At 72.0% G+C, this 25,691-nt stretch carries 22 protein-coding genes; 11 read left to right on the forward strand and 11 right to left on the reverse strand.

Annotated elements, in window-relative coordinates; translation table 11 throughout:
• Window positions 1-139 precede the first annotated feature (139 nt).
• On the forward strand, window positions 140-1,150 hold the full coding sequence (locus tag ACFYW7_RS30615; RefSeq protein ID WP_389508270.1) for a polyprenyl synthetase family protein: 1,011 nt from the start codon (window positions 140-142) through the stop codon (window positions 1,148-1,150).
• Between the two features lie 320 nt (window positions 1,151-1,470).
• On the opposite strand, the gene ACFYW7_RS30620 is transcribed toward ACFYW7_RS30615, so the two are convergent.
• Window positions 1,471-2,010 carry a hypothetical protein gene (locus ACFYW7_RS30620; protein WP_389508272.1) on the reverse strand — a complete coding sequence of 180 codons (540 nt, stop codon included), beginning with the start codon at window positions 2,008-2,010 and terminating at the stop codon, window positions 1,471-1,473.
• Between the two features lie 239 nt (window positions 2,011-2,249).
• Between ACFYW7_RS30620 and ACFYW7_RS30625 the strand changes: the two genes are divergently transcribed.
• The 4 genes from ACFYW7_RS30625 to ACFYW7_RS30640 all read left to right on the forward strand — a co-directional run bounded on the left by ACFYW7_RS30625 (window position 2,250) and on the right by ACFYW7_RS30640 (window position 7,033).
• The gene (locus ACFYW7_RS30625) at window positions 2,250-3,347 is read left to right on the forward strand and encodes a CHRD domain-containing protein (RefSeq protein WP_389508275.1); all 1,098 of its coding nucleotides are present in this window, start codon (window positions 2,250-2,252) and stop codon (window positions 3,345-3,347) included.
• A gap of 277 nt (window positions 3,348-3,624) precedes the next feature.
• A complete protein-coding gene (locus ACFYW7_RS30630) occupies window positions 3,625-4,896 on the forward strand; it encodes an outer membrane lipoprotein carrier protein LolA (protein ID WP_389508278.1) in 1,272 nt (423 codons plus the stop codon).
• A gap of 30 nt (window positions 4,897-4,926) precedes the next feature.
• The gene (locus ACFYW7_RS30635; RefSeq protein ID WP_389508280.1) at window positions 4,927-6,012 is read left to right on the forward strand and encodes an ABC transporter ATP-binding protein; all 1,086 of its coding nucleotides are present in this window, start codon (window positions 4,927-4,929) and stop codon (window positions 6,010-6,012) included.
• A complete protein-coding gene (locus ACFYW7_RS30640) occupies window positions 5,999-7,033 on the forward strand; it encodes an ABC transporter permease (RefSeq protein ID WP_389508282.1) in 1,035 nt (344 codons plus the stop codon). Before ACFYW7_RS30635 ends, ACFYW7_RS30640 begins: the two co-directional genes overlap by 14 nt.
• A gap of 76 nt (window positions 7,034-7,109) precedes the next feature.
• On the opposite strand, the gene ACFYW7_RS30645 is transcribed toward ACFYW7_RS30640, so the two are convergent.
• Window positions 7,110-7,694 (reverse strand): flavodoxin family protein, encoded by a 585-nt coding sequence (locus ACFYW7_RS30645; RefSeq protein WP_389508284.1) that lies wholly within the window; start codon window positions 7,692-7,694, stop codon window positions 7,110-7,112.
• A 201-nt stretch (window positions 7,695-7,895) separates the two neighbouring features.
• Complete coding sequence (locus ACFYW7_RS30650; RefSeq protein ID WP_389508286.1) at window positions 7,896-8,489, reverse strand: DUF6668 family protein; 594 nt, start codon at window positions 8,487-8,489, stop codon at window positions 7,896-7,898.
• A 777-nt stretch (window positions 8,490-9,266) separates the two neighbouring features.
• Here ACFYW7_RS30650 and ACFYW7_RS30655 point away from each other — a divergent pair.
• Window positions 9,267-10,796 (forward strand): hypothetical protein, encoded by a 1,530-nt coding sequence (locus tag ACFYW7_RS30655; RefSeq protein ID WP_389508288.1) that lies wholly within the window; start codon window positions 9,267-9,269, stop codon window positions 10,794-10,796.
• A 198-nt stretch (window positions 10,797-10,994) separates the two neighbouring features.
• On the opposite strand, the gene ACFYW7_RS30660 is transcribed toward ACFYW7_RS30655, so the two are convergent.
• From ACFYW7_RS30660 to ACFYW7_RS30670, 3 genes are all read right to left on the reverse strand, one after another.
• A complete protein-coding gene (locus tag ACFYW7_RS30660) occupies window positions 10,995-11,471 on the reverse strand; it encodes a VOC family protein (protein ID WP_389508290.1) in 477 nt (158 codons plus the stop codon).
• A 233-nt stretch (window positions 11,472-11,704) separates the two neighbouring features.
• Window positions 11,705-12,799, reverse strand: coding sequence for an EamA family transporter RarD (gene rarD, locus ACFYW7_RS30665; RefSeq protein WP_389508292.1), 1,095 nt, complete (start codon window positions 12,797-12,799; stop codon window positions 11,705-11,707).
• Window positions 12,800-12,987: 188 nt separating this feature from the next.
• Window positions 12,988-13,842, reverse strand: coding sequence for an SDR family oxidoreductase (locus ACFYW7_RS30670; protein WP_389508294.1), 855 nt, complete (start codon window positions 13,840-13,842; stop codon window positions 12,988-12,990).
• Between the two features lie 91 nt (window positions 13,843-13,933).
• Between ACFYW7_RS30670 and ACFYW7_RS30675 the strand changes: the two genes are divergently transcribed.
• Window positions 13,934-14,344: a winged helix-turn-helix transcriptional regulator gene (locus ACFYW7_RS30675; protein ID WP_389508296.1), complete on the forward strand. Its 411-nt coding sequence runs from the start codon at window positions 13,934-13,936 to the stop codon at window positions 14,342-14,344.
• A 78-nt stretch (window positions 14,345-14,422) separates the two neighbouring features.
• Here ACFYW7_RS30675 and ACFYW7_RS30680 read toward each other — a convergent pair whose 3' ends face one another.
• The 5 genes from ACFYW7_RS30680 to ACFYW7_RS30700 form a co-directional block, all read right to left on the reverse strand.
• A complete protein-coding gene (locus ACFYW7_RS30680) occupies window positions 14,423-15,502 on the reverse strand; it encodes a 2-oxoacid:ferredoxin oxidoreductase subunit beta (RefSeq protein ID WP_389508297.1) in 1,080 nt (359 codons plus the stop codon).
• Window positions 15,495-17,438, reverse strand: coding sequence for a 2-oxoacid:acceptor oxidoreductase subunit alpha (locus ACFYW7_RS30685; protein ID WP_389508299.1), 1,944 nt, complete (start codon window positions 17,436-17,438; stop codon window positions 15,495-15,497). The genes ACFYW7_RS30680 and ACFYW7_RS30685 overlap by 8 nt, the downstream gene beginning before the upstream one ends.
• 252 nt (window positions 17,439-17,690) lie before the next feature.
• Window positions 17,691-18,350, reverse strand: coding sequence for a response regulator (locus tag ACFYW7_RS30690; RefSeq protein ID WP_389508301.1), 660 nt, complete (start codon window positions 18,348-18,350; stop codon window positions 17,691-17,693).
• A 403-nt stretch (window positions 18,351-18,753) separates the two neighbouring features.
• Entirely contained in the window at window positions 18,754-20,124 is a 1,371-nt protein-coding gene (locus ACFYW7_RS30695) for a sensor histidine kinase (protein ID WP_389508303.1), read from the reverse strand.
• Window positions 20,125-20,491: 367 nt separating this feature from the next.
• On the reverse strand, window positions 20,492-21,694 hold the full coding sequence (locus tag ACFYW7_RS30700) for a sensor histidine kinase (protein WP_389508305.1): 1,203 nt from the start codon (window positions 21,692-21,694) through the stop codon (window positions 20,492-20,494).
• Window positions 21,695-22,134: 440 nt separating this feature from the next.
• On the opposite strand from ACFYW7_RS30700, the gene ACFYW7_RS30705 reads away from it, so the two are divergent.
• From ACFYW7_RS30705 to ACFYW7_RS30720, 4 genes are read left to right on the forward strand one after another with little or no spacing between them, the layout of a single operon-like run.
• Window positions 22,135-22,548 (forward strand): NADH-quinone oxidoreductase subunit A, encoded by a 414-nt coding sequence (locus tag ACFYW7_RS30705; RefSeq protein WP_389508307.1) that lies wholly within the window; start codon window positions 22,135-22,137, stop codon window positions 22,546-22,548.
• The gene (locus ACFYW7_RS30710; protein WP_389508309.1) at window positions 22,539-23,192 is read left to right on the forward strand and encodes an NADH-quinone oxidoreductase subunit B; all 654 of its coding nucleotides are present in this window, start codon (window positions 22,539-22,541) and stop codon (window positions 23,190-23,192) included. The genes ACFYW7_RS30705 and ACFYW7_RS30710 overlap by 10 nt, the downstream gene beginning before the upstream one ends.
• The gene (locus ACFYW7_RS30715) at window positions 23,189-24,724 is read left to right on the forward strand and encodes an NADH-quinone oxidoreductase subunit C (RefSeq protein ID WP_389508311.1); all 1,536 of its coding nucleotides are present in this window, start codon (window positions 23,189-23,191) and stop codon (window positions 24,722-24,724) included. The genes ACFYW7_RS30710 and ACFYW7_RS30715 overlap by 4 nt, the downstream gene beginning before the upstream one ends.
• Window positions 24,721-25,689, forward strand: a complete 969-nt coding sequence (locus tag ACFYW7_RS30720) for an NADH-quinone oxidoreductase subunit H (protein ID WP_389508313.1) — start codon at window positions 24,721-24,723, stop codon at window positions 25,687-25,689. Before ACFYW7_RS30715 ends, ACFYW7_RS30720 begins: the two co-directional genes overlap by 4 nt.
• The last annotated feature ends 2 nt before the right edge of the window (window positions 25,690-25,691 follow it).

Raw genomic sequence — 25,691 nt, forward strand, 5'->3', positions numbered from 1 at the left:
TCGGCCAGGGGACGGTGGGCGCTCGTGGTGATCGAAACGTGACCGGATACGCTGACTTGAGTGATGGCAGCGACACATCGACAAACCGTGTCATCGACCGAGTTCGCCATGTGATCGTCAGCAGACAGGAGAACCTCTCGTGACCGTCGTCGGGCCGTTCGGGCTGAGCGTGCGGGACCAGGCTCTCGAAGCCGATGTCCAGGCCGGATTGGCGGCTGTCGAGGAGGGCTTGCTCGAAGCCACCAAGAGCGAGGTCCCCTTCATCACGGAAGCCGCCCAGCATCTCGTGCGGGCCGGCGGGAAGCGGTTCCGGCCGCTGCTCGTGATGCTCGCCGCGCAGTTCGGTGACCCCTACGCGCCGGGTGTCGTGCCCTCGGCCGTCGTCGTCGAGCTGACCCATCTCGCCACGCTGTACCACGACGACGTCATGGACGAGGCGGAGGTGCGGCGCGGGGTGGAGAGCGCCAACACCCGCTGGGGCAACTCGCTCGCCGTCCTGACCGGTGACTTCCTGTTCGCCCGTGCCTCGTACATCCTGGCCGACCTCGGGCCCGAGGCCGTCCGGATCCAGGCCGAGGCGTTCGAGCGGCTCGTCACCGGGCAGATCCTGGAGACCGCGGGGCCGCGCGACGGGCGCGACCCGGTCGATCACTACCTCGACGTGCTCAGCGGAAAGACCGGTTCGCTGGTCGCCGTCGCGTGCCGGTTCGGGGCGATGATGTCGGGCGCCGACGAGACCGTCGTGGACGTGCTGACGCAGTACGGCGAGCGGCTGGGCGTCGCCTTCCAGCTCGCGGACGACGTCCTCGACATCGCGTCCGACTCGCACGAGTCCGGGAAGACGCCGGGGACCGATCTGCGCGAGGGCATCCCCACGCTCCCGGTGCTGCGGCTGCGCGAGCGCGCGGAGCGGCTGGGACTCGCCGAGGACATCGCGCTGTGCGAGCTGCTGGACTCCGACCTGACGGACGACGCGCGGCACGCGGAGGCGCTGGCCCGGCTGCGGGAGCATCCGGCGCTGGAGCAGGCGCGCCGGGACACCGTGCGGTACGCGGAGGACGCGCGGGCCGCGCTGGCCCCGCTGCGCGAGTGCGACGCGAAGGCCGCCCTGGTCGAGCTGGTGGACGCCGTGGTGCACCGGGCGGGCTGATACCGGCCTGACGGCGTACGGCGCCGGACGGGACCGGCCTCGGGGTGTGCGGGTTCGGGTGGGTCCGACCTCGGGCCGCGCGGGTTCGAGGGGGACCGGCCTTGCGGTGTGACGGGTCGGGTGGGACCGGCCTCGCGGTGGCCGCAGGCCGGGCCGGACCGGGTCCGTGGAGTGCCGGGCGGAACGGGACCGTCGTCGTGTGCCGGGGGCTGATGACATCGGCGCCCGCTCGAGCGGGGCGCGGCGGACCGGGTCCGTGGGCGCCTGGGCCGGTAAGAGCCGTGTCCGCGTCTGGCGGCGGGCGAGAGGGGATCTGCCGGTCAGTAGCCCCCGCCTCCCGTGGTCGGGGAGGTCGACGCCGGCGCCGGTGTGGTGATCTTCGCTCCGGTCGGTGACACGGCGAACCACGTCCCGTCGACTCCCTGGCCGTGCGCCTCCTTCGGCTTCCCGTCCTCGGCGTAGCGGTAGAGAGGCCAGCCGGCGAGGGTCAGTTGGGTTCCGCCGTCGGCGCGTTCCACCGTGGAGACCAGGTTCTTGTCGATCCCCTTCGTCGTCACGGTGCCCGGGGCCGTGGCCGCCGGCCAGACCTTGGCGCAGGTGTCGTAACAGCTGACCTCGGTCGGATCGGCCGAGTCCGCGTCGAAGCGGTACAGGACGAATCCCTTGCCGTCCGTCACGACCGTGCCCAGCTTCCCGACCTCGGCGGTGGTCAGCGTGGCCGACGCCGATCCCGTGGAGCCGGTGCTCGGCGGGGAGCCGCCCCCGTTCCCGCTTCCGCCCCCTCCGCATCCGGAGAGGGTGAGTGCCAGGAGGGCGGCGCCCGTGGCGGCGTATCCCGCGATGTGTCCCTTGCCGGGCATGGCGATTCCTCGATCCTCGATCCGTCACCCTGGAGTACCGGGCGATGCCGATCGCTGCTGCCACCCCTTAGTACGGATTCACGCCACTTTTTGCTCGAATAGGCGCCTGATTTGATTGGTTCTGAGAATGTGACCGGCGCCACTTTCCCTGGATTGAGTTCGGGGTCGGGTCGGGCCCGTACCCCTGCGCAGAAGCTGACGCAGGGGGCGTCGGCCGCGTACGGGGAGAAAACAGAATCATGGGATCTAACGCCACGTTCACGGCGCGTCGCAAGAGCCTGATCCTGGCCGGTGTCGCGGCGGCGGCAGGTGTCGTCGCCGCAGTCGTCCCGGCGGTCGCCGCCGACCACGGCGGCCGCGGCGGGAAGAGCGGTGCGAGCCACAGCGCGAGCGACAGCGAGACCGGCGGGAGCAAGGCGAGCGGGGAGGGCGGGGCGAGCCGTGGCGGGACCGGCGCCGTGGACCACTTTGGAGGCGACGACCGGACCGTCGTCACCCGGCACGGAGTCATGGGCGGCACCGGCGGCACCATCCTCGCCGCCAGTCTGCGCGGCGCGAGCGAGGTGCCGGTCCCGGGCGGTCCGGCCGTCGGTGACAAGGACGGCGCGGCGCTGGAGTTCATCAAGGTCGAGGGCGACGAGGTGTCCGTGGCCGTGTCCTGGCGCGGCACCGGCAGGCCCACCCTGCTCCACCTCCACCAGGGAGCCAAGGGCGTCAACGGCGGGGTCAGGATCGACTTCGGCAAGCTGCTGGGCCGGATCAAGGGTCACAGCGTCGTCGGGACCGTCAAGGTCGAGGACGCGGCCCTGCTCGACACACTGAAGAGTGACCCCGGTTCGTTCTACGCCAACCTGCACACCAGCGCGTTCCCGGGCGGCGCCGTCCGGGGTCAGCTCCACAAGGTCACGGGCACCTTCGACTTCAGGAACGCCCTGCACAACTTCCAGGCGTCCGTGGTCGAGGGCAAGCAGATCTACGAGTGCAAGCCGGCCGAGGGCGGTGGCTACGCCTTCGCCCAGCGTGACGTCGAGGCCCGGCTGGGCGGCCACATCGCTCACTCGTTCGTGGAGCCCAACTCCGGTACCCCGCAGTGGGTCGCGCCCGACCGCAGCGCGGTCACCGGCGCGCTGATCGCGAAGACCCCGAACGGCGCAACGAACATCCCCGAACTCGACCTCAGGGCCACCCGGACGGGCCGTCACCACGGCCTGCTGGCCCACACGCAGGAGATCCTGCGCCTCAACACCGTGGGCGGCGTCGCCCCGGCCGGCTCCTGCTCGCCGGGCACGATCGTGGGCGTCCCCTACCGGGCGGACTACGTGTTCGTGCAGCGCTGAGTGCCGTGACCGGCCGGAAGCCCACCGGGTTCCGGCCGGGCGCGTGGACCAGGGCGGCGTCTTTCCCGGCACGACCCCTACGGGTCGGGGGAGGCGCCGCCCTCTCACGTCATACCGCAGGAGTACGAGGAGTTGAGCCCGGGGGCTGACGCTTCCCTCCGGCCGATTTGGTCAGATTGAGAACACCACTCCTCACCGGTTCGGGTGAGAATGGCGGCTCAGGGGTGGAACAGGGCACGACGGTATGGCCGCCGCCGACGACGGAGGTAAGGCACACATGGCACCGTACGATTCCGACGACAACGCGAGGGCCGCAGAGGCCGCGGACACCGACGACATGCGCGCCGGGCGCCGCAGGGCCGCGCGGTACGTCGTTCCGGTCGCGGTGGTGGGGGTGGCGGCGGCGACCATCGGGCTCGTCCCGGCGCTCGCCGACTCCGGGGACCCCGACCTGCCGAAGGTCACCGCTCAGCAACTCATCGAGAAGATCGCCAAGTCGGACGTCCAGCAGGTGTCCGGCACGGTCAAGATCAGCACCGATCTCGGACTGCCCGACCTGGGCGGCCTGACGAGCGGCTTCGCCTCCGGCGCCGTCCGGGGCGACGACGGCTCCTCCGCGGATCCCCGCTCCAAGCTCCTCGAACTGGCCTCGGGCACGCACACGCTGCGCGTCGCCGCCGACGGCCCGGACAAGGGCAAGGTCTCGCTCCTCGACAACGCCGCCGAGTACAGCGTCATCCACAACGGCAAGGACGTGTGGGCGTACGACAGCAAGTCGAACGAGGTCTACCACGTGACGTCCGCCGAGTCCGGGGGCGCCGAGGAGAAGGCGCCGCGGGATCTCCCGGCGACCCCCAAGGACTTCGCCGACGAGGTCCTCAAGTCCGTGGACGACACGACCTCCGTGACCGTCGACGGCACCGCGCACGTCGCCGGGCGCGACGCCTACAAGCTGGTCGTCAAGCCCAGGCAGTCGGGCTCCACGGTCGGCGCGATCAGCATCGCGGTGGACGCGAGGACCGGGCTTCCGCTCAAGTTCACGCTGACCCCGGCGAGCGGCGGCGCGGCCGTCGTGGACGCGGGCTTCACCCGGGTCGACTTCTCCGAGCCGGCCGCCTCGACGTTCGCCTTCACCCCGCCGAAGGGCGCGAAGGTCACCGAGAGTGACGACCACGAGGGCGTGAAGAGCCACGACCGCGACGGCGTGAAGGGCGACGCGCCCAAGGGCGCCGAGAAGGCGCGGCCCGACGGCGGCGAAGGGCCCGGCGAGGGCCTCGCCGGTATGAAGACCATCGGCGAGGGCTGGAACTCCATCGCCGTGTTCGACACCGACGGCCAGGGCCTGCCGTCCGGCGGGTCCGGATCGACCGGCAACAGTGACGTCGACGGCTTCCTGAACTCCCTCGGCGACCACGTCACCGGCAAGTTCGGCTCGGGCACGGTCTTCTCGACCCGCCTGGTCAACGCGCTGATCACCGACGACGGCAAGGTGTACGCCGGCGCCGTCACCAAGGACGCGCTGGTGAAGGCGGCCAACGCGGCCCAGTAGGTCCACCGGCAGACCGAACCGAGGGAGCGCATGGAGGAGCTGTCCGCCGCCCAGCCCGGGTCCGATCCGAGGTCCGAGCCCGGGTCCGGTCCTGGACCCGATCTCGGGTCCGGGTGCGGACCTGACTTCGGATCTGACTCCGGACCCGGGGCCGATCCGGGTTCCGGATCCCCTCCCGGGCCGGCCGACGCGGTGATCGCCACACGCGGACTGAGCAAGCGGTTCCGCGGCGGGCAGCTCGCCGTCGACGGCCTGGACCTGACCGTCCCGGCGGGCAGCGTCTTCGGCTTCCTCGGCCCGAACGGCTCGGGCAAGACCACCACCATCCGCATGCTGATGGGGCTGATCGAGCCGACCTCGGGCACCGCGCGCGTGCTGGGGCGGCCCATGCCCCGGTCCGCGCGAGCCGTGCTCCCGCACGTCGGGGCGCTCATCGAGGGCCCCGCGCTGTACGGGTTCCTCTCCGGGCGGGACAACCTGCTCCGGTACGACGCCGCAGACCCGACGGCCGACCCCCGCACCCGGCGCCGGCGCGTCGCGGACGCCCTGGACCGGGTCGGCCTCACCGCCGCCGCGGGCAAGAAGGCGAAGGCGTACTCCCTGGGCATGAAGCAGCGGCTCGGACTCGCGGCCGCGCTGCTCCAGCCCCGTCGGCTCCTCGTCCTGGACGAGCCGACCAACGGACTCGATCCCCAGGGAATGCGCGAGATCCGCTCCCTGGTCCGGGAGCTGGCGTCGGACGGCACGACCGTCTTCCTCTCCTCGCACCTCCTCGACGAGATCGAGCAGGTCTGCACGCACGCGGCCGTGATGGCGCGGGGTCGGCTCGTCGTCCAGGGCCCCGTGGCCGATCTCGCGGCGAGTGCCCGGGGCCGGCTGGTGGTGACCACCCCGGACGCGGGCGACGCGGCACGGGTCCTGAAGGAACAGGGCGTCGCCGATCTCGTGGTGACCGGGACAGGGGTGACCGCGGAGCCGCCCGGGGGCGAACTCGCCGAACTGAACGCCGCGTTGGTCGCGGCGGGCGTCCGGGTCCGTGGCTTCGGGGTCGAGCGGGCCTCACTGGAGGACGCGTTCGTGGCGCTGACCGGGGAGGGATTCGATGTCGCGGGCTGAGGGTCGGCCGACGCCGGGCGCGGGGACGGCGGCGGAGAAAGGCACGGTGACCGCGACCGTGGGCGCGCGTACGCGTACAAGTCCGGGTGCGGGTACGAGGAGGGGCGCGGACGCGGAGACGGGCGGCACGGCTGGAGGGGCGGTGACCGCGCGCGCGGGGACGGGGACGGGGCGGGCGCCGAGTCCGCTGTGGACATTCGGCCTCTTCCGCAGTGAGCTCCTCACGACGTTCAGGCGCTGGCGGACGCTCGCGCTGCTCGGCGTGCTCGCGGCCGTCCCGGTGCTCATCGGCATCGCCGTCAGGATCGAGACGGGCGACGGTTCGAGGGCCGGTGGCGGCGGTGGTGAGGGGCCGGCGTTCATCGCGCAGATCACCAACAACGGCCTGTTCCTGGTGTTCACCGCGCTGGCCGCGACCCTGCCCTTCTTCCTGCCGATGGCGATCGGTGTCGTCGCGGGCGACGCGATCGCCGGTGAGGCCAACGCGGGGACCCTGCGCTATCTCCTCGTCGCACCCGCGGGGCGTACCCGGCTGCTGCTCACCAAGTACGCGACGACGATGACGTTCTGCCTGGTCGCGACCCTGATGGTGGCCGTCTCGGCGCTCCTGGTGGGCGCTCTGCTGTTCCCGCTGGGCGAGCTGACCACCATTTCCGGGACCCGCATCGGATTCGCCGAGGGACTCGGCAGAGCGCTGCTCATCGCTCTCGTCGTCGCCGCGTCCCTGACCGGTGTCGCCGCGCTCGGGCTGTTCGTCTCCACCCTCACCAACAGCGGCATCGCGGCCATGGCCACGACGGTCGGCCTCCTCGTCACGGTCCAGATCCTCGACCAGATCCCCCAGCTGCACGCGCTGCAGCCGTACTTCTTCTCCCACTACTGGCTGTCCTTCGCCGACCTCATGCGCGACCCCGTCTACTGGGACGACCTGGTCCGCGACCTGGGCCTCCAGGGCCTGTACGCCGCGGTGTTCGGGTCGGCGGCGTGGGCGCGTTTCACGACGAAGGACATCGCCGCCTAGGTCCCGTTCGTCACCTTCCCGTCGTCGCCCGCGGGGCAGGCGCGAAGGTGACGACGGGACCTGGCGAGACGGCGCCTCACACCTCGTACGGGAAGCGGGCGGCCTGCGGTTCCTGGGCGAAGAAGGTCTTCGCGCGGGTGAGCGCCTCGGCGTCGTTCAACACGTCCTCGCGCCCGCTGCCGTTGCCGAGCAGGACCCCGCCGAAGCGCATCCTCATGTACGCCGCCGTGTGGTTCAGCGTGCCGATCAGCGGGTCGGCGACCTCGTTCTCCTCGTGCGCGAGCGTGGTCACACCCCAGAGGGTGCGCCCGGCCAGGGTGGCCTTGAGGTCGACGCCGGGGGTGCGCAGCCAGCCCGACCAGTGGTCCAGGTAGCGCTTGACCTGTCCGGACACCGAGTACCAGTACAGCGGGGAGGCGATCACGATGTCGGTGGCCGCGAGCGTGGCGTCGAGGAACAGGGCCGGGGTGCTCCCGGCGGCGGGACGGGCGTGGTCGCCGTCGCCGCGCAGGTCCACGAAGTCGGGCAGCGGATGCTCGGCCAGGCTCAGCCAGCGCCGCCCGACATCGGCGGGCAGCTGCTCGGCGGCCTTGCGGGCCAGCCGCTCGGTGTTGCCTCCGGCGCGGCTGCTGCCGAGCAGGAACAGGAAACTGCGGGTCATGGTCCCCCCTGGGGTGCGCGCGCCACGAACGGCCCGACTGTATGCATGAACAATATATGCGCATGCATTTAAATGTCCAGGTGATCGCGGAGCCGGGGGTGAAGGGCCGCCGCGGGACATCCACGACACCGGCGAGGCCTTCGGCGGCACCGGGTGGCGGACTTCCGGGCTACGCCCGGGCGGTGATCGCGCGGAGGGGGGTCACGGCGCGGTCCTTCCGGTCAGCCGGGCCAATGGCGCGATGCCGCGCGGCAACGGCCCGCGAAGGTCGCCGGTGCGCCACGCGGGTATCCACGGCACCCGGTAGACGTCGATGACCGAGTCGATCATCTCGACGCGCCGGGCCAGCGGGCGCGGCAGCCGGCCGGGCGCGTCGGCGACCAGGACGACGGCGTCGAGATCGAGTCCCGGCGGCGCTTCGCCACGACGGAAGACGCCGAGGGCCTGCGTGACGGCGTCCAGGCCCGCCGCGTGCGTCCGCGCGACGAGCAGGACCGAGCACGGCTCGCCCCGGTCCGGGCGCGGCCAGGCGCGGCCCGCGTCATGGCCGCCGAAGACGGTGGCGAGCGTCGAGGTGCCGGCTCCGCCGTGGGTGGCGACCCAGGAGAACCGCCGGGCGCTCGCCATGTGCAGGCGCCCCTCTTCGTGGGGCGTGTGCGGCCGTTCCGGTTCGCCGGTCGGCCCGCGGAGCCATATCTCCGGCCCGCCTCGCCCGTCCGGACTGCCTGGACCGCCCGGGCCGCTCCCGAGTACCCGCGCTTCCTCGTTCCCGTGCACGGCCACCCCCTGGTTCATTCGTGCCGAACACTAGTCCGATCTCCCGCATGGGTGTTCTCACCTCGCCGGTTTCCCGATCCTGCCGGTGCCCGACCGTGTCGGGTAATGGGGCGTGGGTTCCTGGGACGAGTCTGTGACGCGGTGGTGACGCGAGGAGCGGGCGGGAGCCGCGAGACTCGACCGCGTGTACCCGAGACCGGAACGTGACAGGCGGGGGCGGATGTCCAGCGGGGGCGGATCCACCCTGACCCGGGTGGCCGACGGCGCTCCGGCCGTGCTGACCTTGCCGGCGGTCATGACGGGCGGGGAGCGGAGCGCCGGGCGGGGCGGGCGCCGGGCTGGGCTCGGATGGCGGGGCGGACGAGGCGCCGGACCGGGGCGGGACGTTCCCCGGGTGCCACAGGGGTGCGCCCTGGTCCGCGCGGGTACGCGCCAGGAGAGCCGCCGCGCCGCCGGTCGTGTCCGTGACCGGGGTTCCGGCGTTGACGGGCTGTGGCCCGCGGGACCATCGTGATGCGGTGAGCGCGCCGCGTTCGTCGCGTTCCTCGGTGCCTTCCTCGCTCTCGTCCCTGCCCTCCTCGTTCTCGTTCACCCCTTCGTGAGGAACCGATGTCTCGACTCAGCCGCGAACAGAAGCGGGAAATCAATCGGCAGCGCCCGGCGGCCGGTGCCGGGGGGCGGCCGACCAGCGGAACGACGCCGATCGAGGTCCATGTGCCGGCGTCGGCTGACGACGCGGAGAGTGACCCGTTCCGGGGTGCCGGCGGGGTCCCGAGCGGTGCCACCGTCGGTGGGGTGCCGGTCGTCGCCGCGCCCGGGGAGGCCGTGCAGGGCGCGGTGCTGAACTACCTCCACCGTCTCGCCCTCGCCACCGGACACCCGGTTCTCGCCACCATCCACGACGAGAGCATCGGCTTCGTCGTACCGCTCCAGGTGCAGGTGGACGGCTCCAGCCGTTACACGGGGGAGCCCGTGCGCCTGGCACCGCGGGCGTGGCCCGAACCGCAGCCGCGTGAGCAGCCGCACGCCCAGCCGCACCCCCCGTCGCACGAGCAGTCGCACGAGCGGGAATCCCACCGGCCTGGGCAGCCTCCGGCCGCGCAGGAGCACCGGCACGCCCCGGCCGAGGGCCAGACCCGGCCCCCGGCCAGGGACTTCGCCCAGCCCCCGGTAAGGGATCTCGGTCGGCCCCCGGTTCAGGAGCCCCCGCACCGGTCGGACCGGGACACCCCGCGGCCACCGGCCCAGGAACGCCCGGGGCATCCGGTCGGGGACGCCCCGCGGGCGCCGGTCCGCGGCGTGCCGGAGCCGCCCGCCCCCGCACCCTGGCCGCCGGCCCAGCGGCGTCCGGCGCCGCCCGAGCCGCCGCTTCCGCCCGCTCCCGCGCCCACCGGGCGGTCGACGGGGGCCGAGGGGACGCCGGGTGCCCCGCGCCGGGACAAGGAGACGCACGCCCTGCGGGCGGTACCGGAGCCGAGGCCGTTGCCCGGGAGCGCGTCGACGCACGTACTGCGCGCGGTGCCGGAGTCGGCGGCCGCGACGGTGACCGTTCCGACGGGGGAATTCGGACCGCCCCCGCTGGTCGGTCCCGCCTCCGGGGCGGAGCCCGCCTCGGAGCGGACGCCGGCACCGACGCCCGAGCCCCTGCCTCTTCCCGAACCCCTGCCCGTTCCCGAGCGGAGGCCGACCCCGGCGATGGAGGCGCTGTCCCTGCCTGCCCCGGAGCCGGAACCGGAACCGAAGCCCGCTCCCGTGCGCGGCTTCGACGCCGTCGCCGAGGCGGTGCTCGGACAGAGCCCGGAGGATTCCACGGAGGGACGGGACGCGGCGGCGGCATTCCTCGAGGAGCCCGTCGCCCGGATCAACGAGGCCGTGAAGACGGGCCGTATCGAGTCCGCCGCGGCGATGGCGGAGGGCGTCGTCGCGGAGGCGGCGCGGTCGCTGGGCCAGGAACACCCCGAGGTGCTGAAGCTGCGCGAGCTGACCGCCTACATCGCCTACTTGGCAGGCGACGCGCTCAGGTCGTTCCATCTGTCGCTCGACCTGGCGAGGGTCCGCCGACGCCACCGGGACGGGCGCGCCGCCTACGGCAACGTCCAGAGCGCGGCCGCCGCGTGGCGCGCCGTCCGCGACCCGCTCCAGGGTCTGCACCTCGGGCGGGAACTGATCGGGGTGTGGACCGAGCTCACGGCCGACGGCGGCCCCGCCGCCGACGACATCGAACAGCTCGAGTCGGCCCGCACCCGGATGGGCCGCCTCGCCGAACGCGCCCGCGCCACGACGGACAATCCGTACGACCGGACCCCCCGCCCCCACGGCGAGTGACGACCAGAACGCGTGGAACAGGAGCCGGGCGAACGCTTCGGTGCCTGGGGTGCCTGGGGTGCCTGGGGTGCCTGGGGTGCCTGGGTGCTCGGGGTGCCCGGGTGCCGGGTGAGAACTCGTTGTCAGAGGAGAACGCCGTGACCGGGGCGACGGGGCGCCCAGGATGACCAGGGCGCCCCGGGGCGCGCGGCTCCGGCGTCAGTGGACGCAGTACTCGTTCCCCTCGGGGTCCGCCATCACCACCCACTCGCCCGCCGCTCCTTTGACCTCCCGGAGCACGCTCGCCCCCAGCGCCGTCAGACGCCCGACCTCGCCGGCCCGTCGTCCCTCGCCCGGGTGCAGGTCGAGGTGGAGGCGGTTCTTCACGGTCTTGGCCTCGGGAACGCGCTGGAAGAGCAGCCGCCGCCCGAGGCCGGTGCCGCGTTCCTCGTCGAAGGGGTCGTCGGGGTGCCGTACGGCGATCAGGTCCCGGAAGGCGCGGCGGCCGTGGAAGTCGACGGTGGCCTCGGCGGGAAGGGCGCCGAGATCCAGCAGCCGCTCGATGAAGGCGCTGTTGTCCTCGACCGTGTAACCGAGGGCCGCGGACCAGAAGTCGGCCTGCGCGTGCGGATCGGCGGAGTCGATGACGAGTTTCCAGTGGACGGGCGTGGGTGCGGGCACGGGAGTGGACGTCATGGACCCACTCATAGTGGTTCGGCGACCGGGCGGGCAACGGAATCGCCGGACCCGACCCGGTCTCGTCCGTCGTGGCGGCGACCGTGGCGCCGTGGACCGCACCCGATGCCGTACGCGTCCGACGGCCGCCCCCGTCGCCGGGGCCAGGCACTCCGGCACCGGGCCCAGGGGCCCTCAGCCCCGGGGCGGCGCCTCGCGCGCCCCAGGCCAGGCCTCGCCCCCGGTCACGTTCCTCAGGCGGTGGCCTGCGCCCCGGACGCCGAGGTGCCGCCCGTGGTCAGGGCGGCGGCGTCCGCGGCAAGGGTGAGGCCGTCGGAACCGGCGCCGACGGCAATGTCGGCCGGAGCCACGGCGGGACCGGCCGGAGCGGAGCCGGCGGTGGTGTCCGAGGCGGCCTCGGACACGTTCGTGCGGGCCGACTCCCGCAGCGCCCGGGCGCCCCGCCGTGCGGCGCGCAGCGCGTCGAACGTCAGGAGCGACAGCGCGAGCCACACCAGCGCGAACCCGGCCCACCGCTCGGCCGGCATGGCCTCGTGGAAGTAGAGGATCCCGAGGAGGAACTGGAAGACGGGGGCCATGTACTGGAGCAGGCCCAGGGTGGACAGCGGCACACGGATGGCGGCGGCGCCGAAGCAGACCAGGGGGATCGCGGTCACCACGCCGGTCGCCGCGAGCAGCGCGGCGTGGCCCGGGTCCTGGGTACTGAACGTCGCGTCGCCCCGCGACCCCAGCCACAGCAGGTACGCCACGGCCGGCAGGAACTGCACCGCGGTCTCGGCGGCGAGCGATTCGACGCCGCCGAGGTTGACCTTCTTCTTCACCAGGCCGTACGTGGCGAAGGAGAAGGCGAGGCAGAGGGAGATCCACGGCGGGTGGCCGTAGCCGATCGTCAGGACGAGGACGGCCGCGAAGCCGATGCCCACCGCCGCCCACTGCACCGGACGCAGCCGCTCCTTGAGGAGCAGCACGCCCATCGCGATGGTGACGAGGGGGTTGATGAAGTAGCCGAGCGAGGCCTCGACCACGTGCCCGGAGTTCACCGCCCAGATGTAGACGCCCCAGTTGACGGTGATGACCGCCGCCGCGACCGTGATCAGCGCCAGCTTGCGCGGCTGCCGCAGCAGTTCGCCCGCCCAGGCCCAGCGCCGCATGACCAGCAGCACGACACCGACCACCACCAGCGACCACGCCATCCTGTGGGCGAGGATCTCGATCGCTCCGGAGGGCTTCAGCAGCGGCCAGAACAGGGGGACGAGCCCCCACATGCCATAGGCCGCGAAGCCGTTCAGCAGACCTATGTGCTGCTCGCCCCTCGCCTTGCCGGCCACCGGCGTCTCCTTCTTCCAAGACCTCGGACGCCTGTCGCGTCCCTGTGCTCCGGAGGGCCCCATGGGTTCGGGAATTTCCGGACAGCCTGGAAGAAGGTAGCGCCGGAGACCCCCGCCTGTCATGCCCGTATCGCCATACGGTCATGACAGGCGGGGTGGGGGAGCGGCGCCCGGTCTCCGCGGGGGAGTCAGCCCTTCAGTGCTGCCGCGACGGCCTCGGCGATCGGCGTGGTCGGACGGCCCGCCAGGCGCGACAGGTCGCCGGAGGTGCCGGCCAGCTCGCCCTTCTCGATGGAGGTGTCCACGCCCGCGAGGATCCCGGCGAAGGCCTCGGGCAGCCCGGCGCCGGTCAGGATCCCGGCGAAGGCCTCGGGGGAGACCGGGTTGTAGACGATCTCCCTGCCGGTCTGCCGGCTCAGCTCGGCGGCGTACTCGGTGAAGCCCCACGCCGTGTCGCCGCTCAGCTCGTACGTCCGGTTCTCGTGGCCCTCGCCGGTCAGCACCGCGACGGCGGCGGCCGCGTAGTCGGCGCGCGCGGCGGAGGCGATCCGGCCCTCGCCCGCGGCCTGCACGACGGCGCCGTGCTCCAGCACCGGCGCGAGGTTCTCGGTGTAGTTCTCGTGGTACCAGCCGTTGCGCAGCAGCGTGTAGGGCACGCCGGAGGCGAGCAGGACGTCCTCGGTGGCGCGGTGGTCGTCGGCCAGCGCCGCGGTCAGGTCACCGGGGGCGCTGGTGTAGGCGAGCAGGGACACTCCGGCCGCCCCGGCGGCGTCGATGACGACCCGGTGCTGCTGGACGCGGCCCTTGTCGAACTCGTTGCCCGAGATCAGGAGCACCTTGTCGCCGGCTGCGAACAGGCCGTCGAAGGTCTCGGGCGTGTTGTAGTCGGCGACCGCGAGCCGTACGCCGCGGGCCGCGAGGTCGGCGGCCTTCGTCTCGTCGCGCACGACAGCGGTGATCTGCTCGGCCGGGACCTTCTCCAGCAGCTGCTCGACCACGTGACGGCCGAGGTGTCCGGTGGCTCCCGTGACGACAATGCTCATGACGTGAATCTCCTTGTGGGGTGCGGATGACACTCACCCTAGGAGGTGCACTAACTTCTGGAAAGTACCCACCTTGAAGTAAGGTACTGGCATGGCCGTAAGTAACAAGGCAGTGGACGCGCGCGATGCCGGTGAGGCGATGTGCCCCTACCGACTGGTCCTGGAACACGTCACCAGTCGCTGGGGTGTCCTGGTCCTGATCGAGCTGCTGGACCGCCCGTACCGTTTCAGCGAGCTGCGCCGGGCGATCGGCAGGATCGGGAGAGGGGTCAGCGAGAAGATGCTCACCCAGACCCTCCAGACGCTGGAGCGCGACGGGCTCGTCCATCGCGACGCCAAGCCGGTCATCCCGCCGCGCGTCGACTACTCCCTCACCGAGCTGGGCCGGGAGGCCGCCGAGCAGGTGCGGTCGCTGGCGCTGTGGACCAGTGACCGCATGGCCGACGTCGAGCGCTCCCGCGCCGCGTACGACGAGGCCCGGGCACTCAAGGCCCGGGCCTAGAACCCGCCCGCTCCCGGGACCCCGGCGGCCGGCCGGGTCCCGAAGCGCGCGGTGCGGCGTCGTACGACGCCCGCCGGCTCAGCCGACGACCGTCCAGGTGTCGCCGCCGGCGAGGAGCGTGGCGAGGTCGCCCTTGCCGTTCTGCTCGATGGCGGCGTCGAGCTGGTCGGACATCTGGACGTCGTAGACCGGCCGGTCGACCGAGCGGAACACCCCGATGGGGGTGTGGTGCAGGGTGTCCGGGTCGGCGAGGCGGGACAGCGCGAACGCGGTGGTCGGGGACGCGGTGTGGGCGTCGTGGACGAGGATCCGCGCCTCGTTGTCGGGGGTGACGGTGACGACCTCCAGGTCCCCGGTGGCCGGGTCGCGGACCACGCCGCGGGCGCCGTCGGCACCGAACCGGATGGGCTGCCCGTGCTCCAGGCGGATGACGGCCTCCTCGGCCTGCTGCCGGTCCTTGAGGACCTCGAAGGCGCCGTCGTTGAAGATGTTGCAGTTCTGGTAGATCTCCACCAGGGCCGTGCCGGGGTGGGCCGCGGCCTGCCGCAGCACCTCGGTGAGGTGCTTGCGGTCGGAGTCCACGGTCCGGGCCACGAAGGACGCCTCGGCGCCGATCGCCAGCGACACCGGGTTGAAGGGTGCGTCCAGGGAGCCCATCGGCGTCGACTTGGTGATCTTGCCGACCTCGGACGTCGGGGAGTACTGGCCCTTGGTCAGCCCGTAGATGCGGTTGTTGAAGAGCAGGATCTTCAGGTTCACATTGCGGCGCAGGGCGTGGATGAGGTGGTTGCCGCCGATGGACAGGGCGTCGCCGTCGCCGGTGACGACCCACACGGACAGGTCGCGGCGGGAGGAGGCGAGGCCGGTCGCGATGGCCGGGGCGCGGCCGTGGATGGAGTGCATCCCATAGGTGTTCATGTAGTACGGGAAGCGGGACGAGCAGCCGATGCCCGAGACGAAGACGATGTTCTCCCTCGCCAGGCCGAGTTCGGGCATGAAGCCCTGTACGGCGGCGAGGATCGCGTAGTCACCGCAGCCGGGGCACCAGCGCACTTCCTGATCGGACTTGAAGTCCTTCATGGACTGCCTGGCCTCGGCCTTGGGGACGAGCGAAAGCGCCTCGATCGTGCCCGTGCCTTCCGTTGACGTGTCAGCCATCGATGGCCTCCTTGAGAGCCGCGGCGAGCTGCTCGGCCTTGAACGGCATGCCGTTGACCTGGTTGTAGGAGTGCGCGTCCACCAGATACCTCGCCCGCACGAGAGTGGCGAGCTGACCGAGGTTCATCTCGGGGATCACCACCTTGTCGTAACGCCCCAGCACCGCGCCCAGATTCCGCGGGAAGGGATTGAGGTGGCGCAGATGGGCCTGCGCGATGTGCTCCCCCGCGGCGCGCAGCCGGCGGACCGCCGCGGTGATCGGGCCGTACGTCGAACCCCAGCCCAGGACGAGGGTGTTGGCCGCCGTGTCGGTGCCCGCGGTGGGATCGTCGACCTCGAGGTCGGGGACGTCGATGCCGTCGATCTTGGCCTGGCGGGTGCGGACCATGAAGTCGTGGTTGGCGGGGTCGTACGAGATGTTGCCGCTGCCGTCCTGCTTCTCGATACCGCCGATGCGGTGCTCGAGCCCGGGTGTTCCGGGGACGGCCCAGGGGCGGGCGAGGGTCGCGGGATCCCGCTTGTAGGGCCAGAAGACCTCGGTGCCGTCGTCCAGCGTGTGGTTGGGCCCCTGGGCGAACTGCACCCGCAGATCGGGGAGTTCGTCGGTCTCCGGGACGCGCCACGGTTCGCTGCCGTTGGCCAGGTAGCCGTCGGAGAGCAGCAGTACGGGCGTCCGGTACGTCAGCGCGATGCGGGCCGCCTCCATCGCCGCGTCGAAGCAGTCGGCCGGGGTCCGAGGCGCGACGATCGGCACCGGAGCCTCGCCGTTGCGCCCGTACATCGCCTGGAGCAGGTCGGCCTGCTCGGTCTTGGTGGGCAGGCCGGTCGAGGGTCCGCCGCGCTGGATGTCGATGACGAGCAGCGGGAGTTCGAGCGAGACGGCGAGTCCGATCGTCTCCGACTTCAGCGCCACGCCCGGTCCGGACGTCGTCGTCACGGCGAGCGAGCCGCCGAACGCCGCGCCGAGTGCCGCCCCGATGCCCGCGATCTCGTCCTCGGCCTGGAAGGTGCGCACCCCGAAGTTCTTGTGCCTGCTGAGCTCGTGCAGGATGTCGGAGGCCGGGGTGATGGGGTAGGAGCCCAGGTAGAGCGGCAGATCGGCCTGCCGCGAGGCGGCGATCAGGCCGTACGACAGGGCGAGGTTCCCGGAGATGTTCCGGTAGGTGCCGGTCGGGAAGGCCTGGGAGGCCGGTGCGACCTCGTAGGAGACGGCGAAGTCCTCGGTCGTCTCGCCGAAGTTCCAACCGGCCCTGAACGCGGCGAGGTTGGCGGCCGCGATGTCGGGCTTCCTGGCGAACTTGGTCCGCAGGAACTTCTCGGTGCCCTCGGTCGGCCGGTGGTACATCCACGACAGCAGTCCGAGCGCGAACATGTTCTTGCTCCGCTCGGCCTCCTTGCGGGAGAGCTCGAACTCCTTGAGCGCCTCGACGGTCATCGTCGTGAGCGGGACCGGATGGACGTTGTAGCCGTCCAGCGAGCCGTCCTCCAGCGGGTTGGCCGCGTAACCGACCTTCTGCATCGCCCGTTTGGTGAACTCGTCCGTGTTGACGATGATCTCCGCACCGCGCGGGACGTCGGCGATGTTCGCCTTCAGGGCCGCCGGGTTCATCGCCACGAGGACGTTGGGCGCGTCGCCCGGAGTGAGGATGTCGTGGTCGGCGAAGTGCAGTTGGAACGAGGAGACACCGGGCAGGGTGCCCGCGGGTGCGCGGATCTCGGCAGGGAAGTTCGGCAGGGTCGAGAGGTCGTTGCCGAAGGAGGCCGTTTCCGAGGTGAAGCGGTCGCCGGCGAGTTGCATACCGTCACCGGAGTCCCCCGCGAACCGGATGATGACCCGGTCGAGCCGACGGACGTCTTTCGTCCCCGGTGGTTTGCGCTGTTCTCCTACGACTGCTTCGTCGGCCTGTTCCGTTGGGCTGCTGACCTTGCTCGTCACTGAACTGGACCTCCTTTGAGGCGGCTGTCCGGGAGGGGCCTTCCCACAGACCCTTCCGCTTTCAACCCTACGTCGGTAAGGGTCGCCTTCCTTGGGTCATTCGCATATTGGACACGATTTTGAGACGACCCGGCGCCCTGACTTCTCACGATTTTTCCCGCCCCCGGCCTTCTCCTCGAATGACGCCCCCGGCCCACCCCTTGGTTCTGTTTCGGCTTGGTTCCGCTCGACGACTGACACAGTGTCAGCCGGTCATGAGTTCAGGTAGGTCAGGACGGCCAGAACACGCCGGTGATCCCCGTCGCTCGGCGAAAGGCCCAGTTTCAGGAAGATGTTGCTGACGTGCTTCTCGACGGCACCGTCACTGACCACCAGCTGGCGGGCCACGGCGGAATTCGTCCGGCCCTCGGCCATGAGCCCCAGCACTTCCCGCTCCCTGGGTGTCAGCCCGGCCAGCACGTCCTGCTTGCGGCTGCGGCCGAGCAGCTGCGCCACGACCTCCGGGTCCAGCGCCGTACCCCCCTCGGCCACCCGCACGACCGCGTCCACGAACTCGCGCACCTCGGCGACCCGGTCCTTGAGCAGATAGCCGACGCCGCGACTCGAACCGGCCAGCAGTTCGGTGGCGTAGCGCTCCTCCACGTACTGCGACAGCACGAGCACACCGAGTCCCGGATGGGCCTTGCGCAACTGCACGGCCGCCCGCACGCCTTCGTCGGTGTGCGTCGGCGGCATCCTCACGTCCGCGACCACGACGTCCGGCAGCGCGTCCTGTGCCGCGAACTCGGTGATGGTCCTGATCAGCGCCTCACCGTCCCCGACCCCCGCCACCACGTCGTGCCCGCGGTCGGTCAGCAACCGGGTCAGGCCCTCCCTGAGCAGCACTGAATCCTCGGCGATGACCACTCGCACTCTGTCCTCCACGATTTCTCGGCCCCCCAGAGCCCACCCCGGGCCGACTCCGGACCGGCCGGATCCGCTCCCGCTCGTACGACAGACCCCAGCATTCCAGCATTCGGACCGGGATGCGCCCGGGCGACGTGATTAGGGGGTCCCGCTAGGGGGTTGAACATTCTGTCTCGGAAAACCGGCGACTCGCCGGTGCGCTGCCTGTGCCTGTGCCGGCACAGGCGTCTGCGCTCGCGCCGGGCCGCGCCCGGTCACTGGCCCCACGACGGGAACGGGCAGGGGCAGGGGCAGGGGCACAGCTACCCCGCTGGGGTACGCCCTCGGACACCCCCACGAGGTACGCACTCGGGGCACCGCACCGCGATACCCCGGTGGGGGTCCACCGGGGTATCGCGGCGAAGGGGGCTCAGCCGCGCCAGGGCAGCTCCGCCGTGATCCGGGTGGGGCCGGCCGGCGGCGAGTCCACCACCAGGATTCCGTCCACCGCGTCGAGCCGGTCCGTCAGCCCCGCCAGGCCCGACCCCTCGGAGACATCGGCGCCGCCGACCCCGTTGTCGCCGACCTGGATCATCAGCCGGTTCTCCACCCGCCACACATCCACGGTCGCCCGCGTCGCACGGGAGTGCTTGCTGATGTTCTGGAGCAGCTCGGACACCGTGAAGTAGGCGATCCCCTCGATCGCGGGCGCCGGACGCGCCGGCAGATCCACCTCCACCTGGACCGGCACCGTGCACCGCGAGGCCACCGCGGACAGTGCCGCGTCGAGTCCGCGGTCGGTCAGCACCGCCGGATGGATCCCCCGGGCGAGATCCCGCAGCTCCTGCAGCGCCGTCTTGACCTCGCCGTGCGCCTCGTCCACCATCCGCGCCGCGGCCTCGGGGTCCTCGGTCAGCTTCTCCTTGGCGAGCCCCAGATCCATCGCCAGGGCGACGAGCCGGGCCTGCGCCCCGTCGTGCAGATCGCGCTCGATACGGCGCAGGTCGGCGGCGGCCGTGTCGACCACGACCCCACGGTCCGACTCCAGCTCCACCACCCGTGTGGCCAGCCGCGAGGGGCCGAGCAGCCCGTGCACCATCAGCCGGTCCACGCTCGTCAGCGCCCGCACGATCCAGGGGGTCGCCATCGTGAAGAGCAGCCCCACCAGCGCGGCCACCGCGATCTCGAACGGGTTGTCCAGGTAGACGGAGTGCGTCTCGTCGCCGTACAGCTGGAGGCCGTCCTGGCCGCCGTACATCGGGAAGACCCAGAACCACAGCGGGTAGGTCAGCAGCGCCCACCCGTAGGCCCAGAAGTTCAGCGCCACGACGAAGGAGAACACCGACCACGGGAACTGGACCACCGTGTACAGCAGATGCCGCCACGAGGAGCCGCTCTTGAGCACGGCGCCCATCCACGCCATCGCCCCGTGCTTCCTCATCCGCAGCGGTTCGGGCTCGGCCACCTCGACGCCGAGCATTCCCCGTGCCCGAGCCCGCTCCAGCGAGCCGAAAGCGCGGCAGCCGGCCAGCGCGGCGGCGAGCACCGGAATGCCCAGGAAGGTGACCAGCAGCCCGGCGCCGAGCGAGATCATCGTGACGGCGAACACGAACATGATGATCCCGAGCGGCAGGCTCAGCATCACGTAGCCGAACTCGCGCCAGCTGCGGGCCTCGATCGGGGCCCGCAGCGGGGCCGGAAGACGGTGCCGCCGCCCGCCGGTACCCGCACCGTCGAATCCGGGCCCGTCGAATCCGGGTCCGCTCCGGTGCCCGTATCCGTGTCCGTACTCCGTGGCCATCGGCTCGTCCGTCCTCTCGTCCCGTCCCGCGCCTCGACTCGTTCCGCGCCTCGGCTCCTGCACTCAACCCTGCCGTCCGGGACGCCTGCCGGACATGGAGCGGATCGGCGTCTTGAGCGGGGGGTTTTCCCTACCCCGGCGGCCCGCTCCCCGCGCCCGGCGGCCCGCTCCCCGCGCCCGGCGGCCCGTTCCCGCGCCGGGCCGTCTGCTCCCGCACACGGCTTCGCACTTCCCGGCGCGCGCCGGTGGCCCCGTCGCTCGTCTCCCACCGCCGTAGCCGTAGCAACCGCCGCAGCCACCGTTACGCCTGCCGCCGGTCACGCCTTACCGCCGGCCCATGCCACGACCGCTGCCGCCGCGACTGTCGCTACTGCTGCGCGGGCTCGTTCTGGCGGTCCCGCCAGGGCAGCTCGGCCGTGATGACCGTCGGGCCGCCGACCGGAGAATCGACCACGAACAGTCCGTCCACCGCGCCGAGCCGGTCCGCGAGCCCCGCCATGCCCGTACCGCCGTCGAGGCCCGCCCCGCCGCGCCCGTCGTCCCGGACCTGGATGAGCAGACGCTCGTCCGTGCGCCAGACGTCGACGGCCGCGGACCTTGCCCCGCTGTGCTTGCTGACGTTCTGGAGCAGCTCGGACACGGTGAAGTAGGCGATGCCCTCGATGGCGGCGGCCGGCCGTGCGTCCAGATCGGCGGTCACCTTCACGGGCACGGTGCACCGCGAGGCGATCGAGGACAGAGCGGCGTCCAGACCCCGGTCGGTGAGGACCGCCGGGTGGATGCCGCGGGCCAGATCGCGCAGTTCCTTGAGGGCGAGTTTCACCTCGCCGTGCGCCTCGTCGACCATGAGCGCCGCGGCGTCGGGGTCCTCCAGGAGCTTCTCCTTCGCCAGACCGAGGCCCATCGCGAGATTGACGAGCCGGGCCTGCGCCCCGTCGTGCAGATCGCGCTCGATACGGCGCAGGTCGGCGGCGGCCGTGTCGATCACGACCCCGCGGTCCGACTCCAGTTCGGCTATACGTCGTTCCAGCTCGTCGGAGGGGGACAGCAGACCGCGCACCAGTGCCCGGTCCACGTTGCTCAGCCCGCGCGCGATGAACGGCAGCACCGGCCACAGCACGAACAGCGACACGAGCGTCATCGTGAACGTGACGATGCCCCAGGGCAGCCGTATGAAGCCGTACAGCACCGCCCGCCAGCCCACCGGGTCCTTCAGACTCGACCAGAGCCAGCCGAAGAAGCCGGTCCGGCGCACCGGCAACGGGCTCGGCTCGTCGATCCGCAGCCCCAGCAGTGCCCGCGCCCGCGCCCGCTCCGCCTTGCCCAGCTGCCGGGCGCCCCGCAGTCCGCCCGCGAGCAGGGGCAGCCCGACGACGGTCACGGCGAGCCCGGCGCCCAGGGCCACCATCGTCACCACGTAGACGAATCCGACGAGCGAGGCCGGCAGATTCACCAGAAGATGGGAGATCTCCTTCCAGGTCACCGGCTCGAGGGCGATGCGTACGGCGGGCGGCCGGTGGTCGTCGGACGGATCGTCCGGCGGACTGGCGGGAGTCATGCGTTCGGTCATATCCGCTAGCCTGCCCGGCGGCGCGCCGCCGCGCCATGAGGCGGACCTCCACGATGCACTGGGGAAAACCCCACCCCCTGGGACGCGCGCCGAACAGGACGGCTCCCGCCTCCGGGCGCGGGCCGGACGTGCACGGCTCCCGCCCCCTCGGCGCGGGCCGCGGGGAACGGCGTCCGCCTCGAGGGTCCCGGCGGACGCCACGTCCCCCACCCTCACGGGTGTGACCGGACGGGACGGTGAGGTGCTTCCGGGACGCGTTCACACCGTGAGACGTGAACGTGTCCCCGGTGGTCGGGGGATGGTCGAGGTGTGACGGGCTGCTTACGCTCTCTTTAGCAGGCCCTAGACTCCCGTCCGTACAGATCGTCGAACATGGCGCATCACAGAGTGCGCGACGGTGCACGACGGGGCGCCACGAGGTCAGGGAGTGAGGGGCTGACGTGCCGGAACCGACCGTTGTCACGGCGACCGGGGCCGTCGTCGCGGCGGACTACTTCCAGTCCTACTCGGTCGTGGGGCTGCTCGCCGTCGTCGGCGTGCTGTTCGTCGCCGTCGCCTTCGGGGCAGGCCGCCTGCTGCGGCCCGTGGTCCCCACCCCCGAGAAACTCATGACGTACGAATGCGGCGTCGACCCCGTGGGCGAGGGCTGGGCCCACACCCAGGTCCGCTATTACGTGTACGCCTTCCTCTACGTCATCTTCGCCGTCGACTCGATCTTCCTCTTCCCCTGGGCCACGGTCTTCGCCGCTCCCGGCTACGGCGCCGCCACGCTCGTCGAGATGTTCATCTTCCTCGGCTTCCTGGCCGTGGGCCTGCTGTACGCATACAAGAAGGGCGTCCTGACATGGACGTGACCCCTGCCGCCCCGGAACAGTCGGCGCCGGTGCCGCTGCCCGAGCCGAAGCGGCTCGGCGCGCTCGCCCGCCTCGCCCCGGAGCCCATGAAGGTGATCCTGAACTGGGGCCGCCGCTACTCGCTCTGGGTCTTCAACTTCGGCCTCGCCTGCTGCGCGATCGAGTTCATCGCCGCGTCGATGGCCCGCCACGACTTCATCCGCCTCGGCGTGATCCCGTTCGCGCCGGGTCCCCGCCAGGCCGACCTGATGGTGGTGTCGGGCACGGTCACGGACAAGATGGCGCCCGCCGTCAAGCGCCTCTACGAGCAGATGCCCGAGCCGAAGTACGTCATCTCCTTCGGCGCCTGCTCCAACTGCGGCGGCCCCTACTGGGACTCCTACTCCGTCACCAAGGGCGTCGACCAGATCATCCCCGTCGACGTCTACGTCCCCGGGTGCCCGCCCCGTCCCGAGGCGCTGCTCCAGGGCATCCTCAAGCTCCAGGAGAAGATCGCCCGGGAGTCGCTGGGGGAGCGCTACGGGTCCGACGCGCCGCGACCGTCGGCCGCCGCACTCCAGAGCGGCCTGGTGAAACCGCCGGTCCCTTCGGCGACGAGCGCCGCCGAGGCGGATCCGGCCGCCCCCGGTGAGGAGGACCGATGACCGTCGGCTGGCTCCCCGGCCCCGCTGAGGAACTCTTCGGCCCCGACGCCACGGCCGAGGAGTCGTACGAGGTCCTGACGGTCGACGTGCCCCCCGCGTCCTGGATCGAGGCCCTGAGCACGGCTCGTGACGCGCTGGGCTGCACCTACTTCGACTGGCTGAGCGCCGTCGACGAACCGGGCACGGGCTTCCGCGTCTCGGCCCACGTCGCGGCCCTGTCCCCGGTACGCCGCCTCCTCGTCCGTACGACCGTCCCGCACGCGGCCCCGGTCCTCCCGTCGGCGGTCTCGGTCTACGCGGGCGCCGCCTGGCACGAGCGCGAGACCCACGAGATGTTCGGGGTGACGTTCGAGGGCCACCCCGGTCTCGACCCGCTGCTTCTGCCCGACGGCTTCGAAGGCCACCCCCTCCGCAAGGACTTCGTCCTGGCGGCCCGGGTCGCCAAGGCCTGGCCCGGCGCCAAGGAGCCCGGCGAGTCCGAGCACGGCGGCCCGAAGCGCCGCCAGATGCTTCCGCCCGGAGTCCCCGACCCCAACGAGTGGGGCCCCCTCAAGGGCCAGCTCCCCCCGGCGCCGTCCCGTCCGGCCCGTGGCGCGGCCCGCCCCGCCGGCGACCGCCCGGTGCGCAGGGCCCGTACGGCGGGAGAGGGTTCGGCCAGCCAGACCCCGGCCGCACCCGGCACACCGGCCGCCACGGACAGCACGGCGTCTGCCGGGGCGACCGGGACGGCGCCCGCGGCCGCCGCCGGAGCAGCAGCCGGTGCCGCCGCCTCCGGTGCCGAAGCCGCGCGGCCCGCACGCCGGTCGCGCAGCGCGAGCCAGGGTTCCGCCAGCCAACAGGCCCAGCAGACGACACCTCCGGCCCGGACGCCCGCCCCGCAACCGCCGACCGCGAACGAGCCGACGGCCGTCACCCAACCACCGGCCGCGAACGAGCCGACGGCCGCGACGGAACCGGCGGCGCCCTCCGAGTCGGCGGCACCCGCCGAACGGGCAGCGCCCTCCGACTCGACAGCACCCCCCGAGTCGGCCGTTCCGGCGAGCGCTTCGCGGGCAGCCGAGCCCGACTCGGACACGAAGGCCGTCAGAAGGCCTGCCGCACCGCGCAGCTCCGACGCTCCGTGGCACCAGCCGAAGCCCGCGTTCGACGACTCGGAACCGAAGCCGGAACGAGCCGCGAAGCCGGAACGGACCCCGAAGTCTGAGCCGACGCCGACGCCGACGCCGACGCCGACGCCGACGCCGACGCCGACGCCGACGCCGGAACCGGGAGCGGGCCCGGTGTCCGAGCCTGAGCCGCAGGCCCAGCGCACGCCCATGCCCGAGTCGGCGTCCGAGCCTCAGCCACGAGCCCAGCCTGAGCCTGAGGCCACGCCCGAGGTGGATTCCGGGCGGGATGCTCCCGATTCGGAGTCGACACCCGCTCCGGGCTCGAAACCGTCGGAGCCGTCGGAGTCCGCGAAGTCCGCGGAACCCTCGAAACCGTCGAAGCCCGCACCCAGCCCTGAAGGCCCCTCCGGAGGTACGCAGTGAACGACGCTCTCGACGTCGCCCTACGCCTCCTCGTCGTCTTCGTCGTGTTCCTGACGTTCCCCCTGATCGTCGGCCAGACCGAGCACAAGGTGATGGCCCACATGCAGGGCCGCCTCGGCCCGATGTACGCGGGCGGCTTCCACGGCTGGGCCCAACTCGTCGCGGACGGAGTCAAGTTCGCCCAGAAGGAAGACATCGTCCCCACGGGCGCGGACCGCCGTATCTTCCAGATGGCCCCCGCGGTGGCCCTCCTCCCGTATCTCCTGGTCCTCCTGGCCGTCCCCATCGGCCCGGGCGAGGGCGCGGTCGGCGAGGTCGTCGACGCGGGCATCTTCTTCGTCCTCGCCGTCATGGGCGTGGGCGTCCTGGGTTCGCTCATGGCGGGCTGGGCGTCGGCCAACAAGTTCTCCCTCCTCGGCGGCCTCCGCACCGCCGCCCAGCTCCTCGCGTACGAGCTCCCGATGCTCCTGACCGCCGCCTCGGTCGCGATGGCGGCGGGCACGGTCTCGCTCCCCGGCATCGTGGACGCCTTCCAGTGGTGGTGGCTGCCCTGGCAGATCGTCGGCGCGATCGTGTTCTTCGTCGCCGGCCTCGCCGAACTCCAACGGCCCCCTTTCGACATGCCCGTGGCCGACTCCGAGATCATTTTCGGCGCGTACACCGAGTACACGGGGCTGCGCTTCGCCCTGTTCCTGCTCGCCGAGTACGCCGGAATCGTTGTCCTGTGCGGCCTGACCACCGTGCTCTTCCTGGGCGGCTGGCACGGACCCTGGGGCGCGGACGGCCTCGGCTGGGTCTGGACGCTCCTGAAGGCGGCGATCCTCGCCTTCGTCGTCATCTGGCTCCGGGTCACCTACCCCCGCCTGCGCGAGGACCAGCTCCAGAAACTCTCCTGGACCCTTCTCGTCCCCCTGTCCCTCGCCCAGATCGCCCTCACCGGCATCGTCAAGGTGGTGATCGCGTAACC

The sequence above is a fragment of the Streptomyces sp. NPDC002580 genome (genome assembly GCF_042889485.1).
Classification (GTDB): domain Bacteria; phylum Actinomycetota; class Actinomycetes; order Streptomycetales; family Streptomycetaceae; genus Streptomyces.

Coding starts and splice junctions, on each gene's coding strand:
- ACFYW7_RS30620 (WP_389508272.1), bottom strand. CDS start 2,010: ATGCCCGGCAAGGGACACATCGCGGGATACGCCGCCACGGGCGCCGCC.
- ACFYW7_RS30625 (WP_389508275.1), top strand. CDS start 2,250: ATGGGATCTAACGCCACGTTCACGGCGCGTCGCAAGAGCCTGATCCTG.
- ACFYW7_RS30630 (WP_389508278.1), top strand. CDS start 3,625: ATGGCACCGTACGATTCCGACGACAACGCGAGGGCCGCAGAGGCCGCG.
- ACFYW7_RS30635 (WP_389508280.1), top strand. CDS start 4,927: ATGGAGGAGCTGTCCGCCGCCCAGCCCGGGTCCGATCCGAGGTCCGAG.
- ACFYW7_RS30640 (WP_389508282.1), top strand. CDS start 5,999: ATGTCGCGGGCTGAGGGTCGGCCGACGCCGGGCGCGGGGACGGCGGCG.
- ACFYW7_RS30645 (WP_389508284.1), bottom strand. CDS start 7,694: ATGACCCGCAGTTTCCTGTTCCTGCTCGGCAGCAGCCGCGCCGGAGGC.
- ACFYW7_RS30650 (WP_389508286.1), bottom strand. CDS start 8,489: ATGAACCAGGGGGTGGCCGTGCACGGGAACGAGGAAGCGCGGGTACTC.
- ACFYW7_RS30660 (WP_389508290.1), bottom strand. CDS start 11,471: ATGACGTCCACTCCCGTGCCCGCACCCACGCCCGTCCACTGGAAACTC.
- ACFYW7_RS30670 (WP_389508294.1), bottom strand. CDS start 13,842: ATGAGCATTGTCGTCACGGGAGCCACCGGACACCTCGGCCGTCACGTG.
- ACFYW7_RS30675 (WP_389508296.1), top strand. CDS start 13,934: ATGGCCGTAAGTAACAAGGCAGTGGACGCGCGCGATGCCGGTGAGGCG.
- ACFYW7_RS30680 (WP_389508297.1), bottom strand. CDS start 15,502: ATGGCTGACACGTCAACGGAAGGCACGGGCACGATCGAGGCGCTTTCG.
- ACFYW7_RS30695 (WP_389508303.1), bottom strand. CDS start 20,124: ATGGCCACGGAGTACGGACACGGATACGGGCACCGGAGCGGACCCGGA.
- ACFYW7_RS30700 (WP_389508305.1), bottom strand. CDS start 21,694: ATGACCGAACGCATGACTCCCGCCAGTCCGCCGGACGATCCGTCCGAC.
- ACFYW7_RS30710 (WP_389508309.1), top strand. CDS start 22,539: ATGGACGTGACCCCTGCCGCCCCGGAACAGTCGGCGCCGGTGCCGCTG.
- ACFYW7_RS30715 (WP_389508311.1), top strand. CDS start 23,189: ATGACCGTCGGCTGGCTCCCCGGCCCCGCTGAGGAACTCTTCGGCCCC.